Origin of the sequence: Streptomyces sp. DSM 15324, from assembly GCF_001514285.1 — a bacterium.
GTDB lineage: Bacteria > Actinomycetota > Actinomycetes > Streptomycetales > Streptomycetaceae > Streptomyces.
Genome location: NZ_KQ949023.1, coordinates 847,386 through 868,086, shown reverse-complemented (window position 1 = coordinate 868,086; position 20,701 = coordinate 847,386). Strand labels below are relative to the sequence as shown.

At 70.2% G+C, this 20,701-nt stretch carries 21 protein-coding genes; 10 read left to right on the top strand and 11 right to left on the bottom strand.

What is annotated here, in order from left to right:
- Positions 1-59: 59 nt before the first annotated feature.
- The 6 genes from AQJ58_RS03710 to AQJ58_RS03685 form a co-directional block, all read right to left on the bottom strand.
- Complete coding sequence (locus AQJ58_RS03710) at positions 60-797, bottom strand: TerD family protein (RefSeq protein ID WP_067244686.1); 738 nt, start codon at positions 795-797, stop codon at positions 60-62.
- A 144-nt stretch (positions 798-941) separates the two neighbouring features.
- On the bottom strand, positions 942-2,090 hold the full coding sequence (locus AQJ58_RS03705; RefSeq protein WP_067244684.1) for a DUF475 domain-containing protein: 1,149 nt from the start codon (positions 2,088-2,090) through the stop codon (positions 942-944).
- Between the two features lie 128 nt (positions 2,091-2,218).
- Entirely contained in the window at positions 2,219-2,794 is a 576-nt protein-coding gene (locus AQJ58_RS03700) for a TerD family protein (protein ID WP_067244682.1), read from the bottom strand.
- 118 nt (positions 2,795-2,912) lie between these two features.
- Positions 2,913-3,488: a calcium homeostasis/redox stress adaptation protein gene (locus AQJ58_RS03695; RefSeq protein ID WP_067244680.1), complete on the bottom strand. Its 576-nt coding sequence runs from the start codon at positions 3,486-3,488 to the stop codon at positions 2,913-2,915.
- A 121-nt stretch (positions 3,489-3,609) separates the two neighbouring features.
- A complete protein-coding gene (locus tag AQJ58_RS03690; RefSeq protein ID WP_067244678.1) occupies positions 3,610-4,068 on the bottom strand; it encodes a peroxiredoxin in 459 nt (152 codons plus the stop codon).
- Between the two features lie 111 nt (positions 4,069-4,179).
- A complete protein-coding gene (locus AQJ58_RS03685) occupies positions 4,180-4,617 on the bottom strand; it encodes a DUF3052 domain-containing protein (protein ID WP_067244676.1) in 438 nt (145 codons plus the stop codon).
- Between the two features lie 354 nt (positions 4,618-4,971).
- Here AQJ58_RS03685 and aceE point away from each other — a divergent pair, with 354 nt between their 5' ends.
- Positions 4,972-7,719, top strand: a complete 2,748-nt coding sequence (gene aceE, locus AQJ58_RS03680; RefSeq protein ID WP_067244674.1) for a pyruvate dehydrogenase (acetyl-transferring), homodimeric type — start codon at positions 4,972-4,974, stop codon at positions 7,717-7,719.
- A gap of 71 nt (positions 7,720-7,790) precedes the next feature.
- On the top strand, positions 7,791-8,561 hold the full coding sequence (locus AQJ58_RS03675) for a potassium channel family protein (RefSeq protein WP_067244673.1): 771 nt from the start codon (positions 7,791-7,793) through the stop codon (positions 8,559-8,561).
- 82 nt (positions 8,562-8,643) lie between these two features.
- Here the strand turns inward: AQJ58_RS03675 and AQJ58_RS03670 are convergent, their stop codons facing one another.
- Positions 8,644-8,940 (bottom strand): small hydrophobic protein, encoded by a 297-nt coding sequence (locus AQJ58_RS03670; protein WP_067244672.1) that lies wholly within the window; start codon positions 8,938-8,940, stop codon positions 8,644-8,646.
- Positions 8,941-9,213: 273 nt separating this feature from the next.
- Positions 9,214-10,833, bottom strand: coding sequence for an MFS transporter (locus AQJ58_RS03665; protein WP_067244670.1), 1,620 nt, complete (start codon positions 10,831-10,833; stop codon positions 9,214-9,216).
- A gap of 66 nt (positions 10,834-10,899) precedes the next feature.
- On the opposite strand from AQJ58_RS03665, the gene AQJ58_RS03660 reads away from it, so the two are divergent.
- From AQJ58_RS03660 to AQJ58_RS03650, 3 genes are all read left to right on the top strand, one after another.
- Positions 10,900-11,547, top strand: coding sequence for a TetR/AcrR family transcriptional regulator (locus AQJ58_RS03660; RefSeq protein ID WP_067244669.1), 648 nt, complete (start codon positions 10,900-10,902; stop codon positions 11,545-11,547).
- Between the two features lie 92 nt (positions 11,548-11,639).
- Entirely contained in the window at positions 11,640-12,857 is a 1,218-nt protein-coding gene (locus tag AQJ58_RS03655; RefSeq protein ID WP_067244667.1) for an alpha/beta hydrolase, read from the top strand.
- Between the two features lie 57 nt (positions 12,858-12,914).
- On the top strand, positions 12,915-13,769 hold the full coding sequence (locus AQJ58_RS03650; protein WP_067244666.1) for a DUF4429 domain-containing protein: 855 nt from the start codon (positions 12,915-12,917) through the stop codon (positions 13,767-13,769).
- Here AQJ58_RS03650 and AQJ58_RS03645 read toward each other — a convergent pair whose 3' ends face one another.
- Both AQJ58_RS03645 and AQJ58_RS03640 read right to left on the bottom strand, forming a co-directional pair.
- Complete coding sequence (locus AQJ58_RS03645) at positions 13,770-14,786, bottom strand: aldo/keto reductase (RefSeq protein ID WP_067244664.1); 1,017 nt, start codon at positions 14,784-14,786, stop codon at positions 13,770-13,772.
- A complete protein-coding gene (locus tag AQJ58_RS03640) occupies positions 14,783-15,277 on the bottom strand; it encodes a MerR family transcriptional regulator (RefSeq protein WP_067244662.1) in 495 nt (164 codons plus the stop codon). The genes AQJ58_RS03645 and AQJ58_RS03640 overlap by 4 nt, the downstream gene beginning before the upstream one ends.
- A 237-nt stretch (positions 15,278-15,514) precedes the next feature.
- Between AQJ58_RS03640 and AQJ58_RS03635 the strand changes: the two genes are divergently transcribed.
- Entirely contained in the window at positions 15,515-16,345 is an 831-nt protein-coding gene (locus AQJ58_RS03635) for a serine hydrolase domain-containing protein (RefSeq protein WP_067244660.1), read from the top strand.
- A 12-nt stretch (positions 16,346-16,357) separates the two neighbouring features.
- On the opposite strand, the gene AQJ58_RS03630 is transcribed toward AQJ58_RS03635, so the two are convergent.
- On the bottom strand, positions 16,358-17,014 hold the full coding sequence (locus AQJ58_RS03630) for a pirin family protein (RefSeq protein ID WP_107121944.1): 657 nt from the start codon (positions 17,012-17,014) through the stop codon (positions 16,358-16,360).
- 92 nt (positions 17,015-17,106) lie between these two features.
- Between AQJ58_RS03630 and fasR the strand changes: the two genes are divergently transcribed.
- The 4 genes from fasR to AQJ58_RS03610 all read left to right on the top strand — a co-directional run bounded on the left by fasR (position 17,107) and on the right by AQJ58_RS03610 (position 20,663).
- Positions 17,107-18,312: a fatty acid biosynthesis transcriptional regulator FasR gene (gene fasR / locus AQJ58_RS03625; RefSeq protein ID WP_067245743.1), complete on the top strand. Its 1,206-nt coding sequence runs from the start codon at positions 17,107-17,109 to the stop codon at positions 18,310-18,312.
- A gap of 89 nt (positions 18,313-18,401) precedes the next feature.
- On the top strand, positions 18,402-19,319 hold the full coding sequence (locus tag AQJ58_RS03620; protein ID WP_067244657.1) for an ACP S-malonyltransferase: 918 nt from the start codon (positions 18,402-18,404) through the stop codon (positions 19,317-19,319).
- 12 nt (positions 19,320-19,331) lie between these two features.
- Positions 19,332-20,333: a ketoacyl-ACP synthase III gene (locus AQJ58_RS03615; protein ID WP_067244655.1), complete on the top strand. Its 1,002-nt coding sequence runs from the start codon at positions 19,332-19,334 to the stop codon at positions 20,331-20,333.
- An 81-nt stretch (positions 20,334-20,414) separates the two neighbouring features.
- Complete coding sequence (locus AQJ58_RS03610; RefSeq protein ID WP_004001566.1) at positions 20,415-20,663, top strand: acyl carrier protein; 249 nt, start codon at positions 20,415-20,417, stop codon at positions 20,661-20,663.
- The last annotated feature ends 38 nt before the right edge of the window (positions 20,664-20,701 follow it).

Below are 20,701 nucleotides of genomic sequence, written 5' to 3'. Positions count from 1 at the left end.
CCGGCGGGAGGCGGTGACGGGAGGACACCACGGAAAAGCGGGGTGCCCGGCGCCCCGCCCTACTTCTCCACCTTCGTCTTGTACCCCCGCCCCCACTGCAGCCCCCACCCGTACAACCGGTCGAGCTCCGCCTGGAACCCGTACACGAACCGCACCTCCCGGCGCACGACCAGCTCCCCCTTCACGTTCTCGATCATCACCACGGCGCACGACCGGGCCTGGGGATGCCGCTCGTCCAGGCCTATCTCGATCCGCGGCCCGTTGCTGGGGTACAGCGTCACCATCGCGTGCGTCCGGTCGAAGGCCGGCGTCTGGTCGTAGATGTACACGAACACCAGCAGCCGCTTGATGGCGTCCCGGTGGTCGAGGTTGACGTACATCGTCTCCCCCGACGCCGACCCGAACCGGTCGTCCCCGCTGAGCTTCACGTACGGCGGTGCGTTGACGTCGCCCAGCAGGCCGCCCAGCGGCTGTACGACCCCTTTCGTGCCGTCGGACAGCTCGTACAGACAGCCGAGGTCGAGGTCGACGTTGACCATGCTCTGGCTGTGCCCGATGACCTCCGGCGGTTTGAGCGCCCTGAAGGGGTGCCGCAGCAGACTCTCCCGCTGTGGCCCGCCGATGTCGGACGTCCGCATCCGCCAGGTCAGGTTGACCCGCAGGTTCCCCGTGGCCGCACCCTGTTTGGTCAGGGAGACATAGTGATGCCGCTTGGTCAGTTCGATCGCGTTGGTCGCCGCGCTGCCCGAGTCGAACTCGGCCGTACGGCTGCCCAGAAGCCCGTCGAAGAAGCCCATTCCCGCCCCCACGTTTCTCGCACGACATACCGGCGGGGCGGCCGTGGAGGACAGCGTCCTCACCGACCGCCCCGCAAAGAGCGTTCCTCGGCGCACCCCGGTTCACACGGCCGGGCTCCACCCAGGGTGCCGCCTGGACCACGCCTAGACCCCGGACGAGACCTCGGTCTTCTCGTCCGAGCCCTCAGCTTTTCCCTCAGCCGCCTCCAGTGCCTTGTTGCGGCGGACGGAGGACCAGAACGACCAGGCGATCAGGACGACGCCGACGAGACCGGTGATGACCTCGTTGATCTCGTACTGGATGGTGACCATCAGGATCACGGCCAGGGCGCCGATCGCGTAGTGGGCGCCGTGCTCCAGGTAGACGTAGTCGTCCAGGGTGCCCTGGCGCACCAGGTAGACCGTGAGCGAACGGACGTACATGGCGCCGATGCCGAGGCCCAGGGCCATGAGCACGATGTCGTTGGTGATGGCGAACGCGCCGATCACGCCGTCGAAGGAGAAGGAGGCGTCCAGCACTTCCAGGTAGAGGAACATGAAGAACGCGGCCTGGCCGGCCAGCAGCACCGCGGACTTCGGCTTCCCGCTCCGCGCGGCCTCTTCCTCCTCCTCGTGCTCGCGTTCCTCGTCTTCCTCGAGTCTGTCCTCGAAGTAGCCGGAGAGACCGCCGACGACCATGTAGGTGATCAGACCGGCGATGCCGGAGATCAGGACGGTCTGGGCCTTGTCGACATGTCCGCCGCCGTGCTGGTGGGCGTGGGTGGCGAAGGTGAAGGAGGTGATCAGCAGGACGATCAGGGCGATGCAGACCGACAGCATGTCGACCTTGCCGAGCTTGGCGAGCGGGCGCTCGATCCAGCGCAGCCACAGGATGTCCCGGTCCTCGAAGATGAAGTCGAGGAAGATCATCAGCAGGAACATGCCACCGAAGGCGGCGATCGACGGATGCGCGTCGGTGACGAGCTCCTGGTAGCGGTCCTTGTTGTTGAGCGCGAGGTCGACGGCCTCTATGGGGCCCATCTTGGCGCTGATCGCGACGATCACGACGGGGAAGACCAGCCGCATGCCGAAGACCGCGATGAGGACGCCGACGGTGAGGAAGATCTTCTGCCAGAAGGCGTTCATCTTCTTCAGGATTCCGGCGTTGACCACCGCGTTGTCGAACGACAACGAGATCTCGAGGACGGAGAGGATCGCCACGATGCCGAGGGCCTCCCACCCCCCGTAGAAGACCGCAGCGGCCAGACCGAGCGCGGTGACCGCGAACGACCATCCGAAGGTTTTCAGAAGCACTGGCTACCCAATCCCTGTGTGTACGGGTCTCCCCCGCGCCGTACTCGGCTCTTTACGAACTTTTGAAGCCGAAGTCTAGTCCCGTCCCCTTCGTGGCCCAGGGGGGACCGGCTTTTGCTCATAACGCGTTATGTGACGTTGACCCCGAAGTCCAGGGCGATGCCCCGCAGCCCTGACGCATACCCCTGTCCGACCGCCCGGAACTTCCACTCGCCCCCGTACCGGTAGAGCTCGCCGAAGATCATCGCGGTCTCGGTGGAGGCGTCCTCGCTGAGGTCGTAGCGCGCGAGTTCCTGGCCGTCGGCCTGGTTGACGACGCGGATGAAGGCGTTGGACACCTGGCCGAAGGTCTGGCCGCGCTCGTCGGCCAGGTGGATGGAGACCGGGAAGACGATCTTGTCGCAGTGGGCGGGCACCTTCGCGAGGTCCACCAGCACCGACTCGTCGTCGCCCTCACCCTCACCGGTGAGGTTGTCACCGGTGTGCTCGACCGAGCCGTCCGGGCTCTTGAGCTGGTTGTAGAAGACGAACCACTCGTCCCCGAGCACCCGGCCGCTGTTGCACAGCAGCGCGCTGGCGTCGAGGTCGAAGGGGGCTCCGGTGGTGGAGCGCGCGTCCCAGCCGAGCCCGACCATCACCTGTGTGAGGTTCGGCGCGGCCTTGGACAGGGAGACGTTGCCCCCTTTGGCGAGCGTGACGCCCATATTGCTGGTCCTCCCCTGGTACTGCCACGTGGTGCTTCTTCGGTTGTCCTGCGCGTCCGGCGCCGCCCCTAAACGGTGCGGCGCCGGACGAGGGTGAATCCTTCGGGCGCCCTGCGGCTCAGACGTTGACGCCGAAGTCCTGCGCGATGCCGCGCAGGCCGGAGGCGTAGCCCTGGCCGATGGCGCGGAACTTCCACTCCGCGCCGTGGCGGTAGAGCTCGCCGAAGACCATGGCGGTCTCCGTCGAGGCGTCCTCGCTCAGGTCGTAGCGGGCGATCTCGGTGCCGCCGGCCTGGTTCACCACGCGGATGAACGCGTTGCGCACCTGGCCGAAGGACTGCTGGCGGTTCTCCGCGTCGTAGATCGACACCGGGAAGACGATCTTCTCGACGTCGGCCGGGACCGTGGCCAGGTTGACCTTGATCGCCTCGTCGTCGCCCTCGCCCTCACCGGTGAGGTTGTCACCGGTGTGCTCGACCGAGCCGTCGGGGCTCTTGAGGTTGTTGAAGAACACGAAGTTGGCGTCGCTGGCGACCTTGCCGGCGTTGTTCAGCAGCAGCGCGCTCGCGTCCAGGTCGAAGTCGGTGCCGGTCGTGGTGCGCACGTCCCACCCCAGACCGACGATGACCGCGGTCAGGCCAGGGGCCTCCTTGGTCAGCGATACGTTGCCGCCCTTGCTGAGGCTGACTCCCACGAGTCCTCCATTGGTGTCCGGGGGGCAGGGCGCCCCACCGTGCGTGGATAAGGATCTATCGGATCAACGAGTCGATCCTAGTGACGGGTTCCCGGCCCACGCATGCCCTGGAGCCGGCGAATCAGAGGGTGTCGAGCGCCTGGACGTACGCGCCGAGGTCGCGGGCGTCCGGCAGCGCGTTGACGACGGTCCAGCGGACCACGCCCTCCTTGTCGATGACGAAGGTGCCGCGCACCGCGCAGCCCTTGTCCTCGGCGAAGACGCCGTAGGCGCGGGAGACCTCGCCATGCGGCCAGAAGTCGCTGAGCAGCGGGTACTCCAGGCCCTCCTGCTCGGCGAAGACCCGCAGGGTGTGGATGGAGTCGTTGGAGACGGCGAGCACCTGGGTGTCGCGGTCGGCGAACTTCGGCAGGTTGTCGCGCACCTCGCACAGCTCGCCGGTGCACACGCCGGTGAACGCGAACGGATAGAAGAGCAGGACGACGTTCTTCTCACCGCGGAAGTCGGAGAGCTTCACGGTGGAGCCGTGGTTGTCCTTGAGCTCGAAGTCGGGGGCCTTGTCGCCGACCTGGATCGCCATCGCGTGGATGTCCCTTCGGGTGGGGCTGTCTGGGTGAGACCACCCTACGCAGCCGCCGCCCGCGCTCGACGGACGGGCCGAGCCCGACGGCTCGGCCCGTCCGGGGACGGACTACTTCTTGGACTTCGCGGCCTTGGGCGTCACCAGCCGGCTGCCGCTCCAGTCCTTGCCCACGCTGACGCTCTTGGAGGCGGACAGGCCCGCCGTCGTCGCGGCTTCCGAGATGTCGCTCGGCTCCACGTAGCCGTCACGGCCGGTCTTCGGCGTGAGGAGGAGGATCGAGCCGCCTTCTTCGATGTACGTGGTGGCGTCCACCAGCGCATCCGTCAGGTCGCCGTCCTCGTCGCGGAACCACAGCACCACGGCATCGGCCACGTCGTCGTAGTCCTCATCCATCAGCTCGCTGCCGATGGTGTCTTCGATGGACTCGCGGAGCTCCTGGTCGACGTCGTCGTCGTAGCCGATCTCCTGGACCACCTGCTCGGGCTGGAAACCCAGCCTGACGGCAGGGTTGGTCCGCTCCTCCGCGTGGTCCGCGGTCGCGCTCACGGGTTGCCTCCTGATCATGTCTTGGGAATATCTCAGCCACGCGCGTGCGCGAAGCATTGGCCGTAGTCCACACGGGCGGGGCGGATCGCGCAAGTACCCGGCGGTTCAGACCGCCGAAACGGTGACGATCCTGGCCGTGTCGACGCAACTCCAGGCACGAGATCGGGACGGATGGTGACGTACACCACACCTATCTGCCCCGTTTGCGTATTTGAGAACCATCCAAGGGTACGAGACTCGAACAGACACTGGTTACCCCGGGGTAGAGATGACGTTTGGACTTCCGAGGTACACGATGGGGGCGGTGCAGATACTGGAGAACCAGCGAGATTAACAGCGAGAGTAAGGAACAGCGTGGCTTCCGGATCCGATCGCAACCCGATCATCATTGGCGGCCTTCCGAGTCAGGTTCCTGACTTCGATCCCGAGGAAACCCAGGAGTGGCTCGACTCCCTCGACGCCGCGATCGACGAGCGCGGCCGGGAGCGGGCCCGCTATCTCATGCTGCGGCTGATCGAGCGCGCCCGCGAGAAGCGCGTGGCCGTGCCGGAGATGCGCAGCTCGGACTACGTCAACACCATCCCCACCAGGGCCGAGCCGTTCTTCCCCGGCAACGAGGAGATCGAGCGCCGGATCCTCAACGCGACCCGCTGGAACGCGGCGGTGATGGTGTCCAGGGCCCAGCGGCCCGGCATCGGCGTGGGCGGTCACATCGCCACCTTCGCGTCCTCCGCGTCCCTCTACGACGTCGGCTTCAACCACTTCTTCCGCGGCAAGGACGAGGGCGACGGCGGCGACCAGGTCTTCTTCCAGGGGCACGCCTCCCCCGGCATCTACGCGCGCGCGTTCCTGCTCGACCGGCTCAGCGAGCAGAACCTGGACGCGTTCCGCCAGGAGAAGTCCAAGGCACCGTACGGCCTGTCGTCGTACCCGCACCCGCGGCTCATGCCGGACTTCTGGGAGTTCCCGACCGTGTCCATGGGCCTCGGCCCGATCGGCGCGATCTACCAGGCCCGGATGAACCGCTATCTCCACGCGCGCGGGATCGCCGACACCTCGAAGTCCCGGGTCTGGGCCTTCCTCGGCGACGGCGAGATGGACGAGCCGGAGTCGCTCGGCCAGCTCTCCCTGGCCGCCCGTGAGGGCCTGGACAACCTGACCTTCGTGGTCAACTGCAACCTCCAGCGGCTCGACGGCCCGGTGCGCGGCAACGGCAAGGTGATCCAGGAGCTGGAGTCGGTCTTCCGGGGCGCCGGCTGGAACGTGATCAAGCTGATCTGGGACCGCACCTGGGACCCGCTGCTCGCGCAGGACCGGGACGGCATCCTCGTCAACAAGATGAACACGACCCCGGACGGCCAGTTCCAGACGTACGCCACCGAGTCCGGCGCGTACATCCGCGACCACTTCTTCGGCGACGACCAGCGGCTGCGGGCGATGGTCCAGGGCATGACCGACGACCAGATCCTGCACCTGGGGCGCGGCGGCCACGACCACAAGAAGATCTACGCGGCGTTCAAGGCGGCCGTGGAGCACACCGGCCAGCCGACGGTGATCCTCGCCAAGACGATCAAGGGCTGGACGCTGGGCCCGAACTTCGAGGGCCGCAACGCCACGCACCAGATGAAGAAGCTGACGGTGGCGGACCTCAAGGGCTTCCGCGACCGGCTGCACCTGCCGATCTCCGACAGGGAGCTGGAGTCCGGCCTGCCGCCGTACTACCACCCGGGCCGCGACTCGGAGGAGATCCAGTACATGCACGACCGGCGCCAGTCGCTGGGCGGGTACGTACCCACCCGGGTGGTGCGCTCCAAGCCGCTCCCGCTGCCCGCGGACAAGACGTACGCGAGTGTGAAGAAGGGGTCCGGGCAGCAGTCCATCGCGACGACCATGGCGTTCGTCCGACTGCTCAAGGACCTCATGCGGGACAAGGAGCTCGGCAAGCGGTTCGTGCTGATCGCGCCCGACGAGTACCGCACCTTCGGCATGGACTCGTTCTTCCCGAGCGCGAAGATCTACAACCCGCTGGGCCAGCAGTACGAGTCGGTCGACCGCGATCTGCTGCTCGCCTACAAGGAGTCGCCGACCGGCCAGATGCTGCACGACGGCATCTCGGAGGCGGGCTGCACGGCCTCGCTGATCGCGGCGGGTTCGTCGTACGCCACGCACGGCGAGCCGCTGATCCCGGTCTACGTCTTCTACTCGATGTTCGGTTTCCAGCGCACCGGCGACCAGTTCTGGCAGATGTCGGACCAGCTGGCGCGCGGTTTCGTGCTGGGCGCGACCGCCGGCCGCACCACCCTGACCGGTGAGGGTCTCCAGCACGCGGACGGCCACTCCCAGCTGCTCGCCTCGACGAACCCGGGCTGTGTGGCGTACGACCCGGCGTACTCGTACGAGATCGCGCACATCGTGCAGGACGGGCTCCGGAGGATGTACGGCAGCTCGGCGGAGCACCCGCACGGCGAGGACGTCTTCTACTACCTCACCGTCTACAACGAGCCGATCCAGCACCCGGCCGAGCCGGAGGACGTGGACGTCGAGGGCATCCTCAAGGGCATCCACCGGATGAGCCGGGGCACGGCGGGCTCGGTCCCGGCGCAGATCATCGCCTCGGGTGTGGCCGTGCCGTGGGCGGTCGAGGCGCAGAAGATCCTCGCCGAGGAGTGGAACGTCAAGGCGGACGTCTGGTCCGCGACCTCCTGGAACGAGCTGCGGCGCGAGGCCGTCGAGGTCGAGCGGCACAATCTGCTCCACCCGGAGGAGGAGCAGCGGGTGCCGTACGTGACGCGCAAGCTGTCCGGGGCCGAGGGGCCGTTCGTGGCCGTCTCGGACTGGATGCGGGCGGTGCCGGACCAGATCGCGCGCTGGGTGCCGGGCACGTACCAGTCGCTGGGCGCGGACGGCTTCGGCTTCGCCGACACCCGGGGTGCGGCGCGGCGCTTCTTCCACATCGACGCGCAGTCGATCGTGGTGGGCGTGCTCACCGAGCTGGCCCGGGAGGGCAAGCTCGACCGGTCGGTGCTGAAGCAGGCCATCGACCGCTACCAGCTCCTCGACGTGGCTGCGGCGGACCCGGGGGCTGCCGGGGGCGACGCGTAGCGTGCGGCGCCCGTGAGGGGTGGTGGGGCCGATGGCTCCACCACCCCTTACGCTTTCTTTACGATGCGAGCATGCACGAACGAACGGCGCAGGAGCGTTGGGAAGAGCTGAGCCAACGGCCGCTGCTGGCTCTCGCCCTGGTGTTCGCGGTCGCCTACGCCGTGCCGATCGTGGACACGTCGGCCGGGCACACGGTGACGTCCGGCTGCACCGTGGTGGAGTGGGTGGTGTGGGGGGCGTTCGCCACGGACTACCTGGTGCGGCTGGCGCTGACGCCCGACCGGCGGACGTTCGTGCGCACCCACTGGCTGGACCTGTGCGCGGTGGTGCTCCCGCTCGTCGCGGAGCTGCGGCTGCTGCGGCTCGTCTCCACGCTTCTGCTGCTGGGGCGGCGGGCGCGGATGGCCACGCAGATCCAGGTGACGACGTATGTCGCGGGGGTGGTCGTCGGGCTGCTGATGTTCGGCTCGCTCGCCGTGCTGTCGGTGGAACGGGACTCACCGAACGGGAACATCCGCACCCTGGGTGACGCCCTGTGGTGGTCGTTCACCACGATGACGACCGTGGGGTACGGCGATCACGCGCCGACCACCGGGATGGGCCGGCTCATCGCGGTCGGGCTGATGCTGTCCGGCATCGCGCTGCTCGGTGTGGTGACCGCCAACATCGCCGCCTGGTTCATCGAGCGCTTCGAGAAGGACGACGTGGAGGAGCGGGCCCAGACGGCGGCGATCCTCGCGCTGACGGAGGAGGTCCGCGCGCTCCGCGCCGAGGTGGCGGGACTCCGGCACGGAACGCGGGAGCACGAGGCCCTCACGGGCGACACGGTCACGGGCGGGTGAGTGCGCCGCCACGGCGTCGAGGACGCCGAGTCCCTCGGCACCTGCGGGCAGGAGCGCGAGCGGCCTGCCACGGGCTCCCGCGTCACAGCCCCGGTGTCGCCACCCCGGCCAGCCAGATGATCGCCAGCAGGGTGTCGATCGCACCCAGGACGACGGCGACCAGGGCCGGGGTCGGCCGGGAACCCGACCACCCGCGGCCCATGGCCAGCCGGCCGCACACGATCGCCGCGGGCCCCAGGACGATGCCCAGGGTGAAGAAACCGGCGACCGCGCAGACGAGGCCGACGATCCCGAGCGTCGCGCGATCCGGCCCGGTCCCTGACCTCGTGCGGCCAGGTGAGCGGGGGTACCTGCGCGTGCCGTGTCCGAAGCCGGCCATCGTCAACTCCCTGGTTTCCGGGGATGTTTCGATGTCCGGGTACCCACTGCTCGCGGTTCATGCCCGCCGGACGCGGACCAGGGCCGCGGCGCGCCGTCCCCCTCCGGCAGCGCGTCGCGGCCCTTGCCGCCCTCCCATCCGGAGGGCTTGACTAACTGTGACCTGTGGCGCGTTCCGGAGGCGAGGCACCTTTAGCCTCATCACCCGGATAGGGGAAATTTGTTGAAGTTCCGTCAGATCTCCGCCGTCGGATCTCCCCTGTCCGGCCCGGTCTCAGATGTGGCCGACCCCGGCGCCCGCCTCCGCGTTCTCTCCGCGCTTGGTGAGCAGGGCGACGAACACGGCGACGACCGCGACCCCGGCCGCCACCAGGGACGCCAGGCTCATGCCGGAGATGAAGGTGTCGTGCGCCACGTCGGTGATCTTCGCGGCGACCTCGGCCGGCGTCTCCGGCGTCACCGGCGCCACCCCGACCTGGACCGCCTCGGAGGCCTGGTCGAGCTGGGCGGGGGTGAGTGCGGGCAGGCCCGCCGCGGTCCAGTTGCCCGGCAGGTCACCGTCCACCTTGGACGCCATCACGGCACCCAGGACGGCGGTGCCGAGGCTGCCGCCGATCTGCATGGCCGCCTGCTGGAGGCCGCCCGCCACGCCCGACAGCTCCATGGGCGCGTTGCCGACGATGACCTCGGTGGCGCCGACCATGACCGGCGCGAGACCGAGGCCCAGCAGGGCGAACCAGAGGGACATGACGGCACTGCCGGTGTCCGTCTCCAGGGTGGACATGCCGTACATGGCGATGGCGGTGGCCGCCATGCCGCCGGCCAGCGGGATGCGCGGGCCCAGCTTGGTGATCATCGCGCCCGCGAGCGGGGAGCCGACGATCATCATGCCGGTGAGCGGGAGGAGGTGCAGACCGGCGTCGATGGGCTTCATGCCGTGCACGTTCTGCAGGTAGAACGTCACGAAGAACAGGCCGCCCATGAAGGCGATGGCCATGAGGACCATCAGGACCACGCCCGCCGACAGCGGGACGGACCGGAACAGCGCCAGCGGGATCAGCGGCTCCTTCACCTTCGTCTCCCACAGGGCGAAGGCGGCGAACAGCACGACGGAGCCGATGACGAAGGCCCAGGTCTTGGCGTCGCCCCAGCCCCAGGTCGGGGCCTTGATCAGGGCCCAGACCAGGCAGAACATCGCGGCCGACAGCAGCGCGATGCCGAGCAGGTCGAAGGAGCGGGGCGCGTTCTCGGCGCGGTGGTCGAGCAGGATCAGCACGCCGAGGACCAGGGCGACCAGGCCGACCGGCACGTTGATGAAGAACACCGACTGCCAGCTGACGTGCTCGACGAGGACGCCGCCGAGGATCGGGCCGCCCGCGGTGGAGGCGCCGATGACCATGCCCCAGATGCCGATGGCCATGTTGAGCCTCTCGGCCGGGAAGGTCGCCCGCAGCAGGCCCAGCGCGGCCGGCATCAGCAGCGCGCCGAAGAGGCCCTGGAGCACGCGGAAGGTGACCACCAGCGCGATGCTGTCGGACAGGCCGATCGCGCCGGAGGCGGCGGCGAAGCCGACGACGCCTATCAGGAAGGTCTGGCGGTGGCCGAACCGGTCACCGAGCTTGCCCGCGGTGATCAGGCAGACCGCGAGGGCGAGGAAGTAGCCGTTGGTGATCCACTGCACCTCGGCGAAGCTGGCGCCCAGGTCCTTCTGGATGGCCGGGTTGGCGATGGCCACGATGGTGCCGTCGAGGGCCACCATCATGACGCCGACGGCGACGGTGATGAGGGTGAACCACGGATGGCCGCGCAGCCCCCGGGCCGGGAGCGGGTCCGACGGGGCCGCTGACGCCTTGTCCCCCGACCCCGTCGCGTCGATGGTGGTCTGACTAGTCATGCGCCCGAGGCTAGGGACAGCCGCTGACAATTGACAAACGAGTTCACAAGTCAGTAACTGACACCTATGCAGACACCGCGTGAACAGACGCTGCGCGAGCGCAAGAAGCGGCGCACCCGGGACGCGCTGCTGCGGGCCGCCGTGGAGCTGTTCGTGTCGCGCGGGTACGAGCACACCACCGTCGACGCGGTCGCCGAGGCCGTCGACGTCTCCCCGCGCACCTTCTTCCGCTACTTCGCCGGCAAGGAGGAGGCCGCGCTCGGCCTGGCGGAGCTGACCGTGGAGCGGTTCGTGCAGGCCGTGCGGGAGCGTCCGGCGCACGAGCCGCCGTTGGAGGCGCTGCGGCAGGCCGTGCTGGACGGCTGGTCCTCCCTCCACGAGGTCGTGGAGACCGTCGTACCCGTGGAGCTGTATCTGCGGATGTACCGGGTGATCGAGTCGACGCCGGTGCTGCTCGCCGCGTATCTTCGGCGGTCGACCGAGGTCGAGGAGACCCTCGCCCGCGTCATCGCCGGGCGGGAGGGCCTGGACGTGGACGCCGATCCGCGGCCGCGGCTCGCGGTGGCGGTGTTCAGCGGAGTGATGCGGATGGCCGAGCGGCAGTGGGTGGCCCAGGCGGAGGGGGAGTTCAGCCTCGCCGGCATCCACACGGTGATCTCCCGCTGCCTCGACCAGGTCGGACCGGCTCTGCTGGGAGACTGGCGAAAGGGCTGAAAGGTCCTATGACCCTCGACACGCCGGTCGAAACGTGATCCCCGCCACTTTATTAACCTGAGATCCTCCCGTTCTCCTAGTGTGTCCTCCCAGTGACTTCCTTCGACACCTCCCCGCAACTGAGCCTCTGGCGCGCTCTCCCCGCCCTGGCCGTGGTGTTCGTGATGCTGGCGACCACCGGCTGGACCGCCGTACGCCACCACCAGGGGACCACCGCGCTGAAGGCCTCCCGCTCGGCCTGGGAGCACGGCCGGATCGACGGCCGCGCCCTGCCCGACCCGGACACGGCACCGGGCCGGATCTCCCGCTTCTTCGCCTCGCTGACCGCCGCCGAGCGCACCGGCCTCGCCCGTGACTACGCGCTCGCCGTGGGCAACATGAACGGCGCCCCCGTGCAGCTGCGCTACCGGGCCAACCGGATCGCGCTGCACCAGCAGACCCGTGTCGAGCGCCGGCGGATGCACGACAGCCGGCTCACGCCCGCCGGACAGCAGGAGGCCGGGCGGCGCATGCACCGCTACGAGTCGCTGAGCGACCCCGCCCGGCACATCCTCGCCTTCGACCCGGAGGGCTCGGGCCGGGCCGCCGAGGTCTTCGGCGACCTGGACACCGCCGAGCGGATCTCCGTCGTCGTCCCCGGCGTCGACACCGATCTGCTCACCTTCCAGCGCACCAACCGCAGGTATGCGGCGCCCGTCGGCATGGCCGAGGCGCTGTACACGGCCGAGCGCGAGGCGAGCCCCTCGACCCGGACCGCCGTGATCGCCTGGGCCGACTACACCGCCCCCGACGGCCTCGGCATCGACTCGGCGACCGCGATGCGCGCCGAGAACGGCGCCGTACGGCTCACCGCCCTGCTGCGCGCCCTGCCGGGCACCTCGCCCGTCTCCCTGTTCTGCCACAGCTACGGCTCGGTGCTGTGCGGGGTCGCCGCGCACACGCTGCCGGACCGGGTGAGCGACATCGCGGTGGCGGGCAGCCCCGGCATGCGGGTGGAGAAGGCCGCCGAGCTGGGCACCGGCGCCCGGGTGTGGGCGATGCGGGACGCCGACGACTGGGTGGGGGACGTCCCGCACCTGGAGGTCGGCGGGCTCGGGCACGGCGAGGACCCGATGGCGCGGGCGTTCGGGGCGCGGGTGCTGTCCTCCGAGGACGCGCAGGGCCACGGCGGCTACTTCGTGCCCGGCACCGACAGTCTGCGCAACCTCGCCGACATCGGCTCCGGCGCGTACCGTTCGGTGGAGTGCGCCGACGACTTCGGCGCCTGCCGGGAGGGTTTGTCCGACACGACGACGGCTGGACGCGCGTAGAGACGCAGGAATCGCGGCGTGCGCGGGGAGGGGACGACGATGCGTGTCCCGCATACGATGAGCCGCATGGGTGACGTACTGGCCGGATTTCATGCCGCCTGGGAGTTCGAGTCCGACTCCGTCCTCATCCGCTACGAACGGGGGATGCGCACACCCAAGCTGCTGTCGGCGCTGGGTGAACGAAGAATTCCGCTCACCGCCCTGGCCGGGGTGACGCTCTCCCCGGGCCGGCGCGGGACCGTCGTGCTGCGCGCGGAGCCGCGGGCGGGGGCCGATCCGCTGATCGAGGCGGCGGCGGGCCAGCTCAAGGACGGCTCCGACCCCTACCGGCTGGTGCTGCCCGCCGAGCGGGAGGTGCTCGCGGAGTACTACGCCGACGAGCTGCGCTCCCGGCTGGCGGAGCTGAAGGAGTCCGGCCCGGCGGAACGGTTCCTCGTGCCCGCGCCGGAGGCGCCGCGCGCGTTCAAGGCGTACGACGGGAAGGCGTCCTTCGACGGCCGGACCGTGCGGTTCAGATGGTCCTGGACGGGGGCGTCGTCGGCGAAGTGGAAGGCCGGGGACCAGAGTTTCGCGGTGTCCGAGCTGAGCGGGGTGGAGTGGCGGTCGCCGGAGGTGTTCGAGGGGCATCTGCGGCTGGTGCGCGGTGAAGACTCCCCGGCACAGGCCGACCAGGACCCGGGGACCGTGGTGTTCGGGCTGGGGTACGGGCCGGTGCACGAGTCGCTGCCGTTCGCGGCTGCGGTCCTGGCCGCCGTCCGCACGCGGGGGTCCGTGGCCTCGGTCACGGGCCCCCGGCGTGATCCCTCGGACATCGCCGAACGGATCAGGCATCTGGGAGAACTGCACCGGTCCGGTCTGGTGACCGACGAGGAGTTCTCCGCGAAGAAGGCGGAACTGCTGTCCGAGCTGTGACTACTCGCGGCCGGCCGAGGCGAACCGCATGTCCGCGTAACGGTCGCCCGCCACCTGGGCCGCGATCGGGTCCAGCACCGCCAGTTCCTCCGGCGTCAGACGGATCGCCGCCGCCGCCGTGTTCTCCTCCACCCTCGTCGCCTTGCGCGTGCCCGGGATCGGGACCAGCGGGAGACCGTGGATCTCGCTCTGCTGGTGGACCCAGGCGAGGGCTATCTGCCCCGGCGTCGCGTCGCGCGCCTCGGCCAGCGCGCGGACCGGCTCCAGCAGGGCGCCGTTGGCGGCCGCGTTCTCGCCGGTGAAGCGGGGCTGCGTCCGGCGGAAGTCGTCGGCGGTGAGGTCCTGGGCGGCGTCGGCGAAGGAGCCGGTGAGGAAGCCCCGGCCGAGCGGGGAGTACGGAACCAGGGTCACGCCGAGCTCGGCGGCGGCCGGGACGACCCTGGCCTCGATGTCCCGGCTGAACAGGGACCACTCTGACTGCAGGGCGGCGATCGGGTGCACGGCGTGCGCGGCGCGCAGCTCGGCCGCCGTCACCTCGCTCAGGCCCAGCTGCTTGACCTTGCCCTCACGGACCAGCTCGGCCATCACCCCGACGGTGTCCTCGATCGGCACGTCCACATCGCGGCGGTGCATGTAGTAGAGGTCGATGACGTCGACGTCCAGCCGCTTCAGGCTCGCCTCGACGGCCTCCCGGATGTACGGCGCGTCGTTGCGGACGACCCGGCGCGTGGGGTCGTCCGCAGGGATCGACAGGGCGAACTTGGTGGCGATGACGACCTCGTCGCGGTGCGCCCGGAAGAACGGGGACAGGAACCGCTCGTTCTCCCCGGCGCCGTAGGCGTCCGCCGTGTCGTACAGGGTGACGCCGAGCTCCAGGGCGCGCTCCAGGGCGGCCCGGGACTCGGCCGCGTCCGAGGGGCCGTACGCGAAGCTCATGCCCATGCAGCCGAGGCCCTGGACGCCGACCTCGGGGCCGTCGGCGCCGAGTCGCACGGTCGGGATCCTGCTGTCGGTCATCGGGTGGTCCTCTCCCTTTCGTACGCCTGGACGCGTGAGGCGTCCGCATAGAACATGATCTTGCGGTCGAGCACGGCGAGCGTGTCCTGGAGCTCGGCGATCCGGGCCGTGACGTCCCGCCGCGTCGCCTCCAGCAGCGCGTAGCGCTCCCCGTAGGTGCTGTCGCCCTCGCGCACCAGCTCGGCGTACCGCACCATGTCGGCGACCGGCATGCCGGTGAGCCGCAGCTTGCCGACGAGGTCGAGCCAGTCGAGGTCCCGGTTGCTGTAGCGGCGCTGGCCGGTGTGCGAGCGGTCGATGTGGGACATCAGCCCGATCCGCTCGTACCAGCGCAGGGTGTGGGCCGTCAGGCCGGTGAACGCGACGACCTCGCTGATCGTGTAGCTGTCCTGCCCGTCGGGGCGGGGATGCCGCGGTGGTGGCGCGGAGCAGACGTCTGCGGGGCTCGGGGCTTGCTCGGTGGTCACGGGCGTGGTCTGCAACACCGTCATGGCCTCCACGCTATGACCTTGGAGTGGGCTCCAAGCAAGCGGAATCGGTAAGAATTGAGGGGACGCGGCCTGATCACGCCGATGGACGCGCGGGACCGTGACCGCTGCGCGCCGGGCGCTGCCCGAGGACGCCGCCGCCGTCCGCCGAGGCCGGGCCGCCGTAGGTGTCTCCGGGCTTCAAGTCCGAGCCCGACCCCCTTGCCGGAGTTGCCGCTGTGAGCCCTTAGGCTCGTCGGCATGTCGCTGAAGAGCCTTGCGCTGATCGAGAACTGGCCGGTTCCTTCCGCCGCCGCGGGTGTCGTCCGGGCCGACGGCACGGTCCTGGGCACCCACGGGCCGGTCGGGCGGCGCTTCCCGCTGGCCTCGGTCACCAAGCCGCTCGCCGCCTACGCCGTGCTCGTGGCTTACGAGGAGGGGGCGGTGGAGCTGGACGAGCCGGCCGGTCCGCCCGGGGCGACGGTCCGGCACCTCCTCGCGCACACCTCGGGACTCGCCTTCGACGAGCACCGGGTGACGGCGGCGCCCGGGGAGCGGCGGCTGTACTCCAACGCCGGGTTCGAGCAGCTCGGCGACCATCTCGCGAAGGCCACGGACATCCCGTTCGCGGAGTATCTGCGGCAGGCGGTGCTGGAGCCGCTGGGGATGACGGCCACCACGCTGGACGGCTCCCCCGCGAAGGACGGCGTCTCCACGGTCGAGGACCTGCTCCGCTTCGCGGCCGAGGTGCAGGCGCCGCGGCTGCTGGACCCGCGCACGGTCGCGGAGGCGATGAGCGTGCAGTACCCCGGCACGAAGGGCGTCCTGCCGGGCTTCGGCCACCACAACCCCAACGACTGGGGCCTCGGCTTCGAGATCCGCGACGGCAAGTCCCCGCACTGGACGGGGAGTTCGTCCTCCCCGCGCACCTTCGGCCACTTCGGCCAGTCCGGTACGTTCCTGTGGATCGACCCGGCCGCGGGGCTGGCGACCGTCGCGCTGACGGACCGCGCCTTCGGGCCGTGGGCGGTGGAGGCGTGGCCGCCGTTCACGGACGCGGTGCTGGCGGAGGCCGCGGCGGCCGGCTCCTAGGGGCAACGCCCGCTAGCCCGACAGCTCCCACATCAGCACCTCCGCCGGGCCGGTCAGGGTGAGCAGGTCGAGGTCCTTCTCGTCGGCGGCGCGCACCGCGTCCCCGGGGCCCAGGTCGTGCGGGCCCAACCGGACGGTGCCGCGCACCACGTGGACGTACACGCGGGACGCGTCCGGCACCGCCGTCCGCTCCCCCGGCACCAGCCGTCGTACGTGGAGCATCGCCCCGGCGGCGGGGACGGCGTAGGGCGTGGCGTCCGCGATGCCGTGGACGATCTCGTACGTCGGGTCGCCGCCGGGGTCCAGCGGGGCCAGCCACATCTGCACGAAGGTGAGGGGGGCCGTGCCGTCGTTGCGCTCGACGTGCCGGACGCCGTCCGCCGAGCTGAGGCGCTGCACGTCCCCCGGCCGGACCGTCGTCTCGTGTCCCCGTGAGTCGCGGTGCGTCAGCTGCCCCCGCACGACCCAGGTGACGATCTCGGTGTGGCTGTGGGGGTGCTCGTCGAAGCCGGCGCCGGGGGCGAGCCGCTCCTCGTTGCAGGCGATCAGCGCGCCGAAGCGGAGGTTGTCGGGATCGTAGTGGGACCCGAAGGAGAAGGCGTGCCGGGTCTCGATGCCGGCCGCCGGGTCCCCTCCGGGGTAGCGCTCGTCGGCGCGGCGTACGTCCATCACGCCCCCACGGTAGCCCTCGGGCGCGCGAGTCGGCCCCCATGAGGCCCCGGCCACGCACATCGCCCTCCCGATAAGGCAACCTTGTGCACGTGCCCGAACCCGAAACCACCCTCCCCGACGCGGCAGCGCACCCCGCCCACCCGCATCCCGCGACCCTGAAGCGGCTGGTGAAGTCCGCCGGGAGCCTCGCCGCGCAGGCCATCGCACGGATGGACGAGACGCTTCCGTGGTACCGGGCGATGCCCCCGGAGAACCGTTCCTGGATCGGGCTGGTCGCCCAGGCCGGCATCGCCGCCTTCACGGAGTGGTTCCGGCACCCGGACGCCCCGCAGGCGATCTCCACCGATGTGTTCGGGACCGCTCCCCGGGAGCTGACCCGGGCCATCACGCTGCGCCAGACGGTGGAGATGGTGCGCACCACGATCGAGGTCATGGAGTCCGCGATCGACGAGGTCGCGGCGCCCGGGGACGAGGGCGTGCTGCGCGAGGCACTGCTCGTCTACGCGCGCGAGATCGCCTTCGCGACCGCCCAGGTGTACGCGCAGGCCGCCGAGGCGCGCGGTGCCTGGGACGCCCGGCTGGAGTCGCTGGTCGTCAACGCCGTGCTCAGCGGGGAGGCCGACGAGGGTGCCGTGAGCCGGGCCGCCGCGCTCGGCTGGAACGCTCCCGAACATGTGTGCGTGGTGCTCGGCACCGCGCCCGACGGGGACTCCGAGCTGACCGTCGAGGCCATCCGGCGCGCTTCCCGGCACGCCAAACTCCAGGTGCTCACCGGGGTGCTCGGCTCGCGGCTGGTCGTCATCGCGGGTGGCAGCGACAATCCGATCGCCGTGGCGAAGTCCCTGATCGGGCCGTTCGCCGCCGGTCCGGTCGTGGCCGGGCCGGTGGTGCCCGACCTGCTGGCGGCCACCCGGTCCGCGCAGGCCGCCGCCGCGGGCCTCAAGGCGTGTTCCGCCTGGCAGGACGCGCCGCGCCCGGTCCTGGCGGACGATCTGCTTCCGGAGCGCGCGATCGCCGGTGATCCCAGCGCGCGCGAGCAGTTGGTGGAGGAGATCTACAGACCGCTGGAGGAGGCCGGCTCCGCGTTGCTGGAGACGCTCTCGGTCTATCTCGAACAGGCGAGCAGTCTGGAGGGCGCGGCGCGGATGCTGTTCGTGCATCCCAACACCGTCCGCTACCGGCTCCGACGTGTGACTGACGTCACCGGTTGGTCGCCATCCGATGTACGCTCCGCATTCACCCTGAGGATCGCGCTCATCCTGGGGCGCCTCGTCGACGGGGATCCCCAGACATAGGCTTTTGTCGGGGGCCCACAAAACCCCCTGCCGTTCTTCGTCCCTGTCCCCACGGGCGGCCTCGGCCGTCCACAAGAGAGAGTGTGAGAGTGCTCGTACTCGTCGCTCCCGGCCAGGGCGCCCAGACGCCCGGCTTCCTGACCCCCTGGCTCGACCTCCCCGGTGTCGAGGACCGCCTGCGTACCCTGTCGGCGGCCGTCGATCTCGACCTGGTGCACTACGGCACGCACGCCGACGCCGACGAGATCCGTGACACCGCGATCGCCCAGCCGCTGCTGGTGGCGGCCGGGATCGTCTCCGCCACGGCGCTGGGTGCCGTGACGCCCGGCGCGGTCGCCGGTCACAGCGTCGGCGAGATCACCGCGGCCGCCTTCGCGGGCGTCCTCGACGACACCGCCGCGCTGACCCTGGTCCGCCGCCGCGGCCTGGCCATGGCCGAGGCCGCCGCGATCACCGCGACCGGGATGTCGGCGCTGCTCGGCGGCGACCCCGAGGTGACCGTGCCGCATCTGGAGAAGCTCGGGCTGACCCCGGCGAACGTCAACGGCGCGGGCCAGATCGTCGCGGCCGGCACCCTGGAGCAGCTCGCCGCACTGAACGAGGACAAGCCCGAGGGCGTCCGCAAGGTCGTCCCGCTGAAGGTCGCCGGCGCGTTCCACACGCACCACATGGCCCCGGCCGTCGAGATCCTCGCCGAGGCCGCCGCGGAGCTGGCCCCGGCCGACCCGAAGGTCGTGTACGTCTCCAACAAGGACGGCGGGACCGTCGCGACCGGCGCCGAGGTGCTGGAGCGGCTGGTGGGCCAGATCGCCAACCCGGTGCGCTGGGACCTGTGCATGGAGACCTTCAAGGAGCTCGGCGCGACCGCGATCATCGAGGTCTGCCCCGGCGGCACGCTGGTCGGCCTCGCCAAGCGCGCCCTGCCCGGCGTGAAGACGCTCGCGCTGAAGACCCCCGACGACCTCGACGCCGCTCGTGAGCTCCTCTCCGAGCACGGCGCCGCCTGACAAGGAGCCCTGATGGCGAAGATCAGGCCCAGCAAGGGCCATCCGTACGCGCGCATCCTCGGCGTCGGCGGCTACCGGCCCACCCGGGTCGTGCCCAACGAGGTCATCCTGGAGACGATCGACTCCTCCGACGAGTGGATCCGCTCGCGCTCGGGCATCGAGACCCGGCACTGGGCGAACGGCGAGGAGACCGTCGCCGCCATGTCGGTCGAGGCGGCCGGCAAGGCGATCGCCGACGCCGGGATCACCGCCGAGCAGGTCGGCGCCGTGGTCGTCTCGACCGTCTCGCACTTCAAGCAGACGCCGGCCGTCGCGACGGAGATCGCCGACAAGCTCGGCACCGACAAGGCCGCCGCGTTCGACATCTCGGCCGGCTGCGCGGGCTTCGGCTACGGCCTGACGCTCGCCAAGGGCATGGTCGTCGAGGGCTCCGCCGAGTACGTCCTCGTCATCGGCGTGGAGCGGCTGAGCGATCTGACCGACCTGGAGGACCGGGCCACGGCCTTCCTGTTCGGCGACGGCGCCGGCGCGGTCGTCGTCGGTCCCGCCACCGAGCCGGGGATCGGGCCGACGGTGTGGGGTTCCGAGGGCGACAAGTCGGAGACCATCAAGCAGACCGTGCCGTGGACGGACTACCGCGACGGCACCGTGGAGCGCTTCCCGGCGATCACGCAGGAGGGCCAGGCGGTCTTCCGCTGGGCCGTCTTCGAGATGGCCAAGGTCGCCAAGGAGGCGCTGGACGCCGCCGGCATCACCGCCGACGAGCTGGACGTCTTCATCCCCCACCAGGCCAACGAGCGGATCATCGACTCGATGGTCAAGACTCTCAAGCTGCCGGAGTCCGTCACCGTCGCCCGTGACGTGCGCACCACCGGCAACACCTCGGCCGCCTCGATCCCGCTCGCGATGGAGCGGCTCCTGGCGACCGGTGAGGCGAAGAGCGGCGACACCGCGCTCGTCATCGGTTTCGGGGCGGGTCTCGTCTACGCCGCGACTGTCGTTACCCTCCCCTAGGCACTCCGTACCGGATCATGCGATCCGGTGGCGGACAGCACCACTGCCACACCCTCTGGAACACAACGAAGGAGCGCCATCATGGCCGCCACTCAGGAAGAGATCGTCGCCGGTCTCGCCGACATCGTGAACGAGATCGCCGGCATCCCGGTTGAGGACGTCCAGCTGGACAAGTCCTTCACCGACGACCTGGACGTCGACTCGCTGTCCATGGTCGAGGTCGTCGTCGCCGCCGAAGAGCGCTTCGACGTCAAGATCCCGGACGAGGACGTCAAGAACCTCAAGACCGTCGGTGACGCGACCGACTACATCCTCAAGCACCAGGGCTGATCTTCCGATCCTCTGGGCTGAACTGCCCCGCCACCCGG

Excerpts from the sequence above, each read along its gene's own strand:
- AQJ58_RS03710 (WP_067244686.1), bottom strand. The coding sequence starts at position 797 with ATGGGCTTCTTCGACGGGCTTCTGGGCAGCCGTACGGCCGAGTTCGAC.
- AQJ58_RS03700 (WP_067244682.1), bottom strand. The coding sequence starts at position 2,794 with ATGGGCGTCACGCTCGCCAAAGGGGGCAACGTCTCCCTGTCCAAGGCC.
- AQJ58_RS03690 (WP_067244678.1), bottom strand. The coding sequence starts at position 4,068 with ATGGCGATCCAGGTCGGCGACAAGGCCCCCGACTTCGAGCTCAAGGAC.
- AQJ58_RS03675 (WP_067244673.1), top strand. The coding sequence starts at position 7,791 with ATGCACGAACGAACGGCGCAGGAGCGTTGGGAAGAGCTGAGCCAACGG.
- AQJ58_RS03670 (WP_067244672.1), bottom strand. The coding sequence starts at position 8,940 with ATGGCCGGCTTCGGACACGGCACGCGCAGGTACCCCCGCTCACCTGGC.
- AQJ58_RS03665 (WP_067244670.1), bottom strand. The coding sequence starts at position 10,833 with ATGACTAGTCAGACCACCATCGACGCGACGGGGTCGGGGGACAAGGCG.
- AQJ58_RS03660 (WP_067244669.1), top strand. The coding sequence starts at position 10,900 with ATGCAGACACCGCGTGAACAGACGCTGCGCGAGCGCAAGAAGCGGCGC.
- AQJ58_RS03650 (WP_067244666.1), top strand. The coding sequence starts at position 12,915 with ATGAGCCGCATGGGTGACGTACTGGCCGGATTTCATGCCGCCTGGGAG.
- AQJ58_RS03645 (WP_067244664.1), bottom strand. The coding sequence starts at position 14,786 with ATGACCGACAGCAGGATCCCGACCGTGCGACTCGGCGCCGACGGCCCC.
- AQJ58_RS03640 (WP_067244662.1), bottom strand. The coding sequence starts at position 15,277 with ATGACGGTGTTGCAGACCACGCCCGTGACCACCGAGCAAGCCCCGAGC.
- AQJ58_RS03635 (WP_067244660.1), top strand. The coding sequence starts at position 15,515 with ATGTCGCTGAAGAGCCTTGCGCTGATCGAGAACTGGCCGGTTCCTTCC.
- AQJ58_RS03630 (WP_107121944.1), bottom strand. The coding sequence starts at position 17,014 with ATGGACGTACGCCGCGCCGACGAGCGCTACCCCGGAGGGGACCCGGCG.
- AQJ58_RS03615 (WP_067244655.1), top strand. The coding sequence starts at position 19,332 with ATGGCGAAGATCAGGCCCAGCAAGGGCCATCCGTACGCGCGCATCCTC.
- AQJ58_RS03610 (WP_004001566.1), top strand. The coding sequence starts at position 20,415 with ATGGCCGCCACTCAGGAAGAGATCGTCGCCGGTCTCGCCGACATCGTG.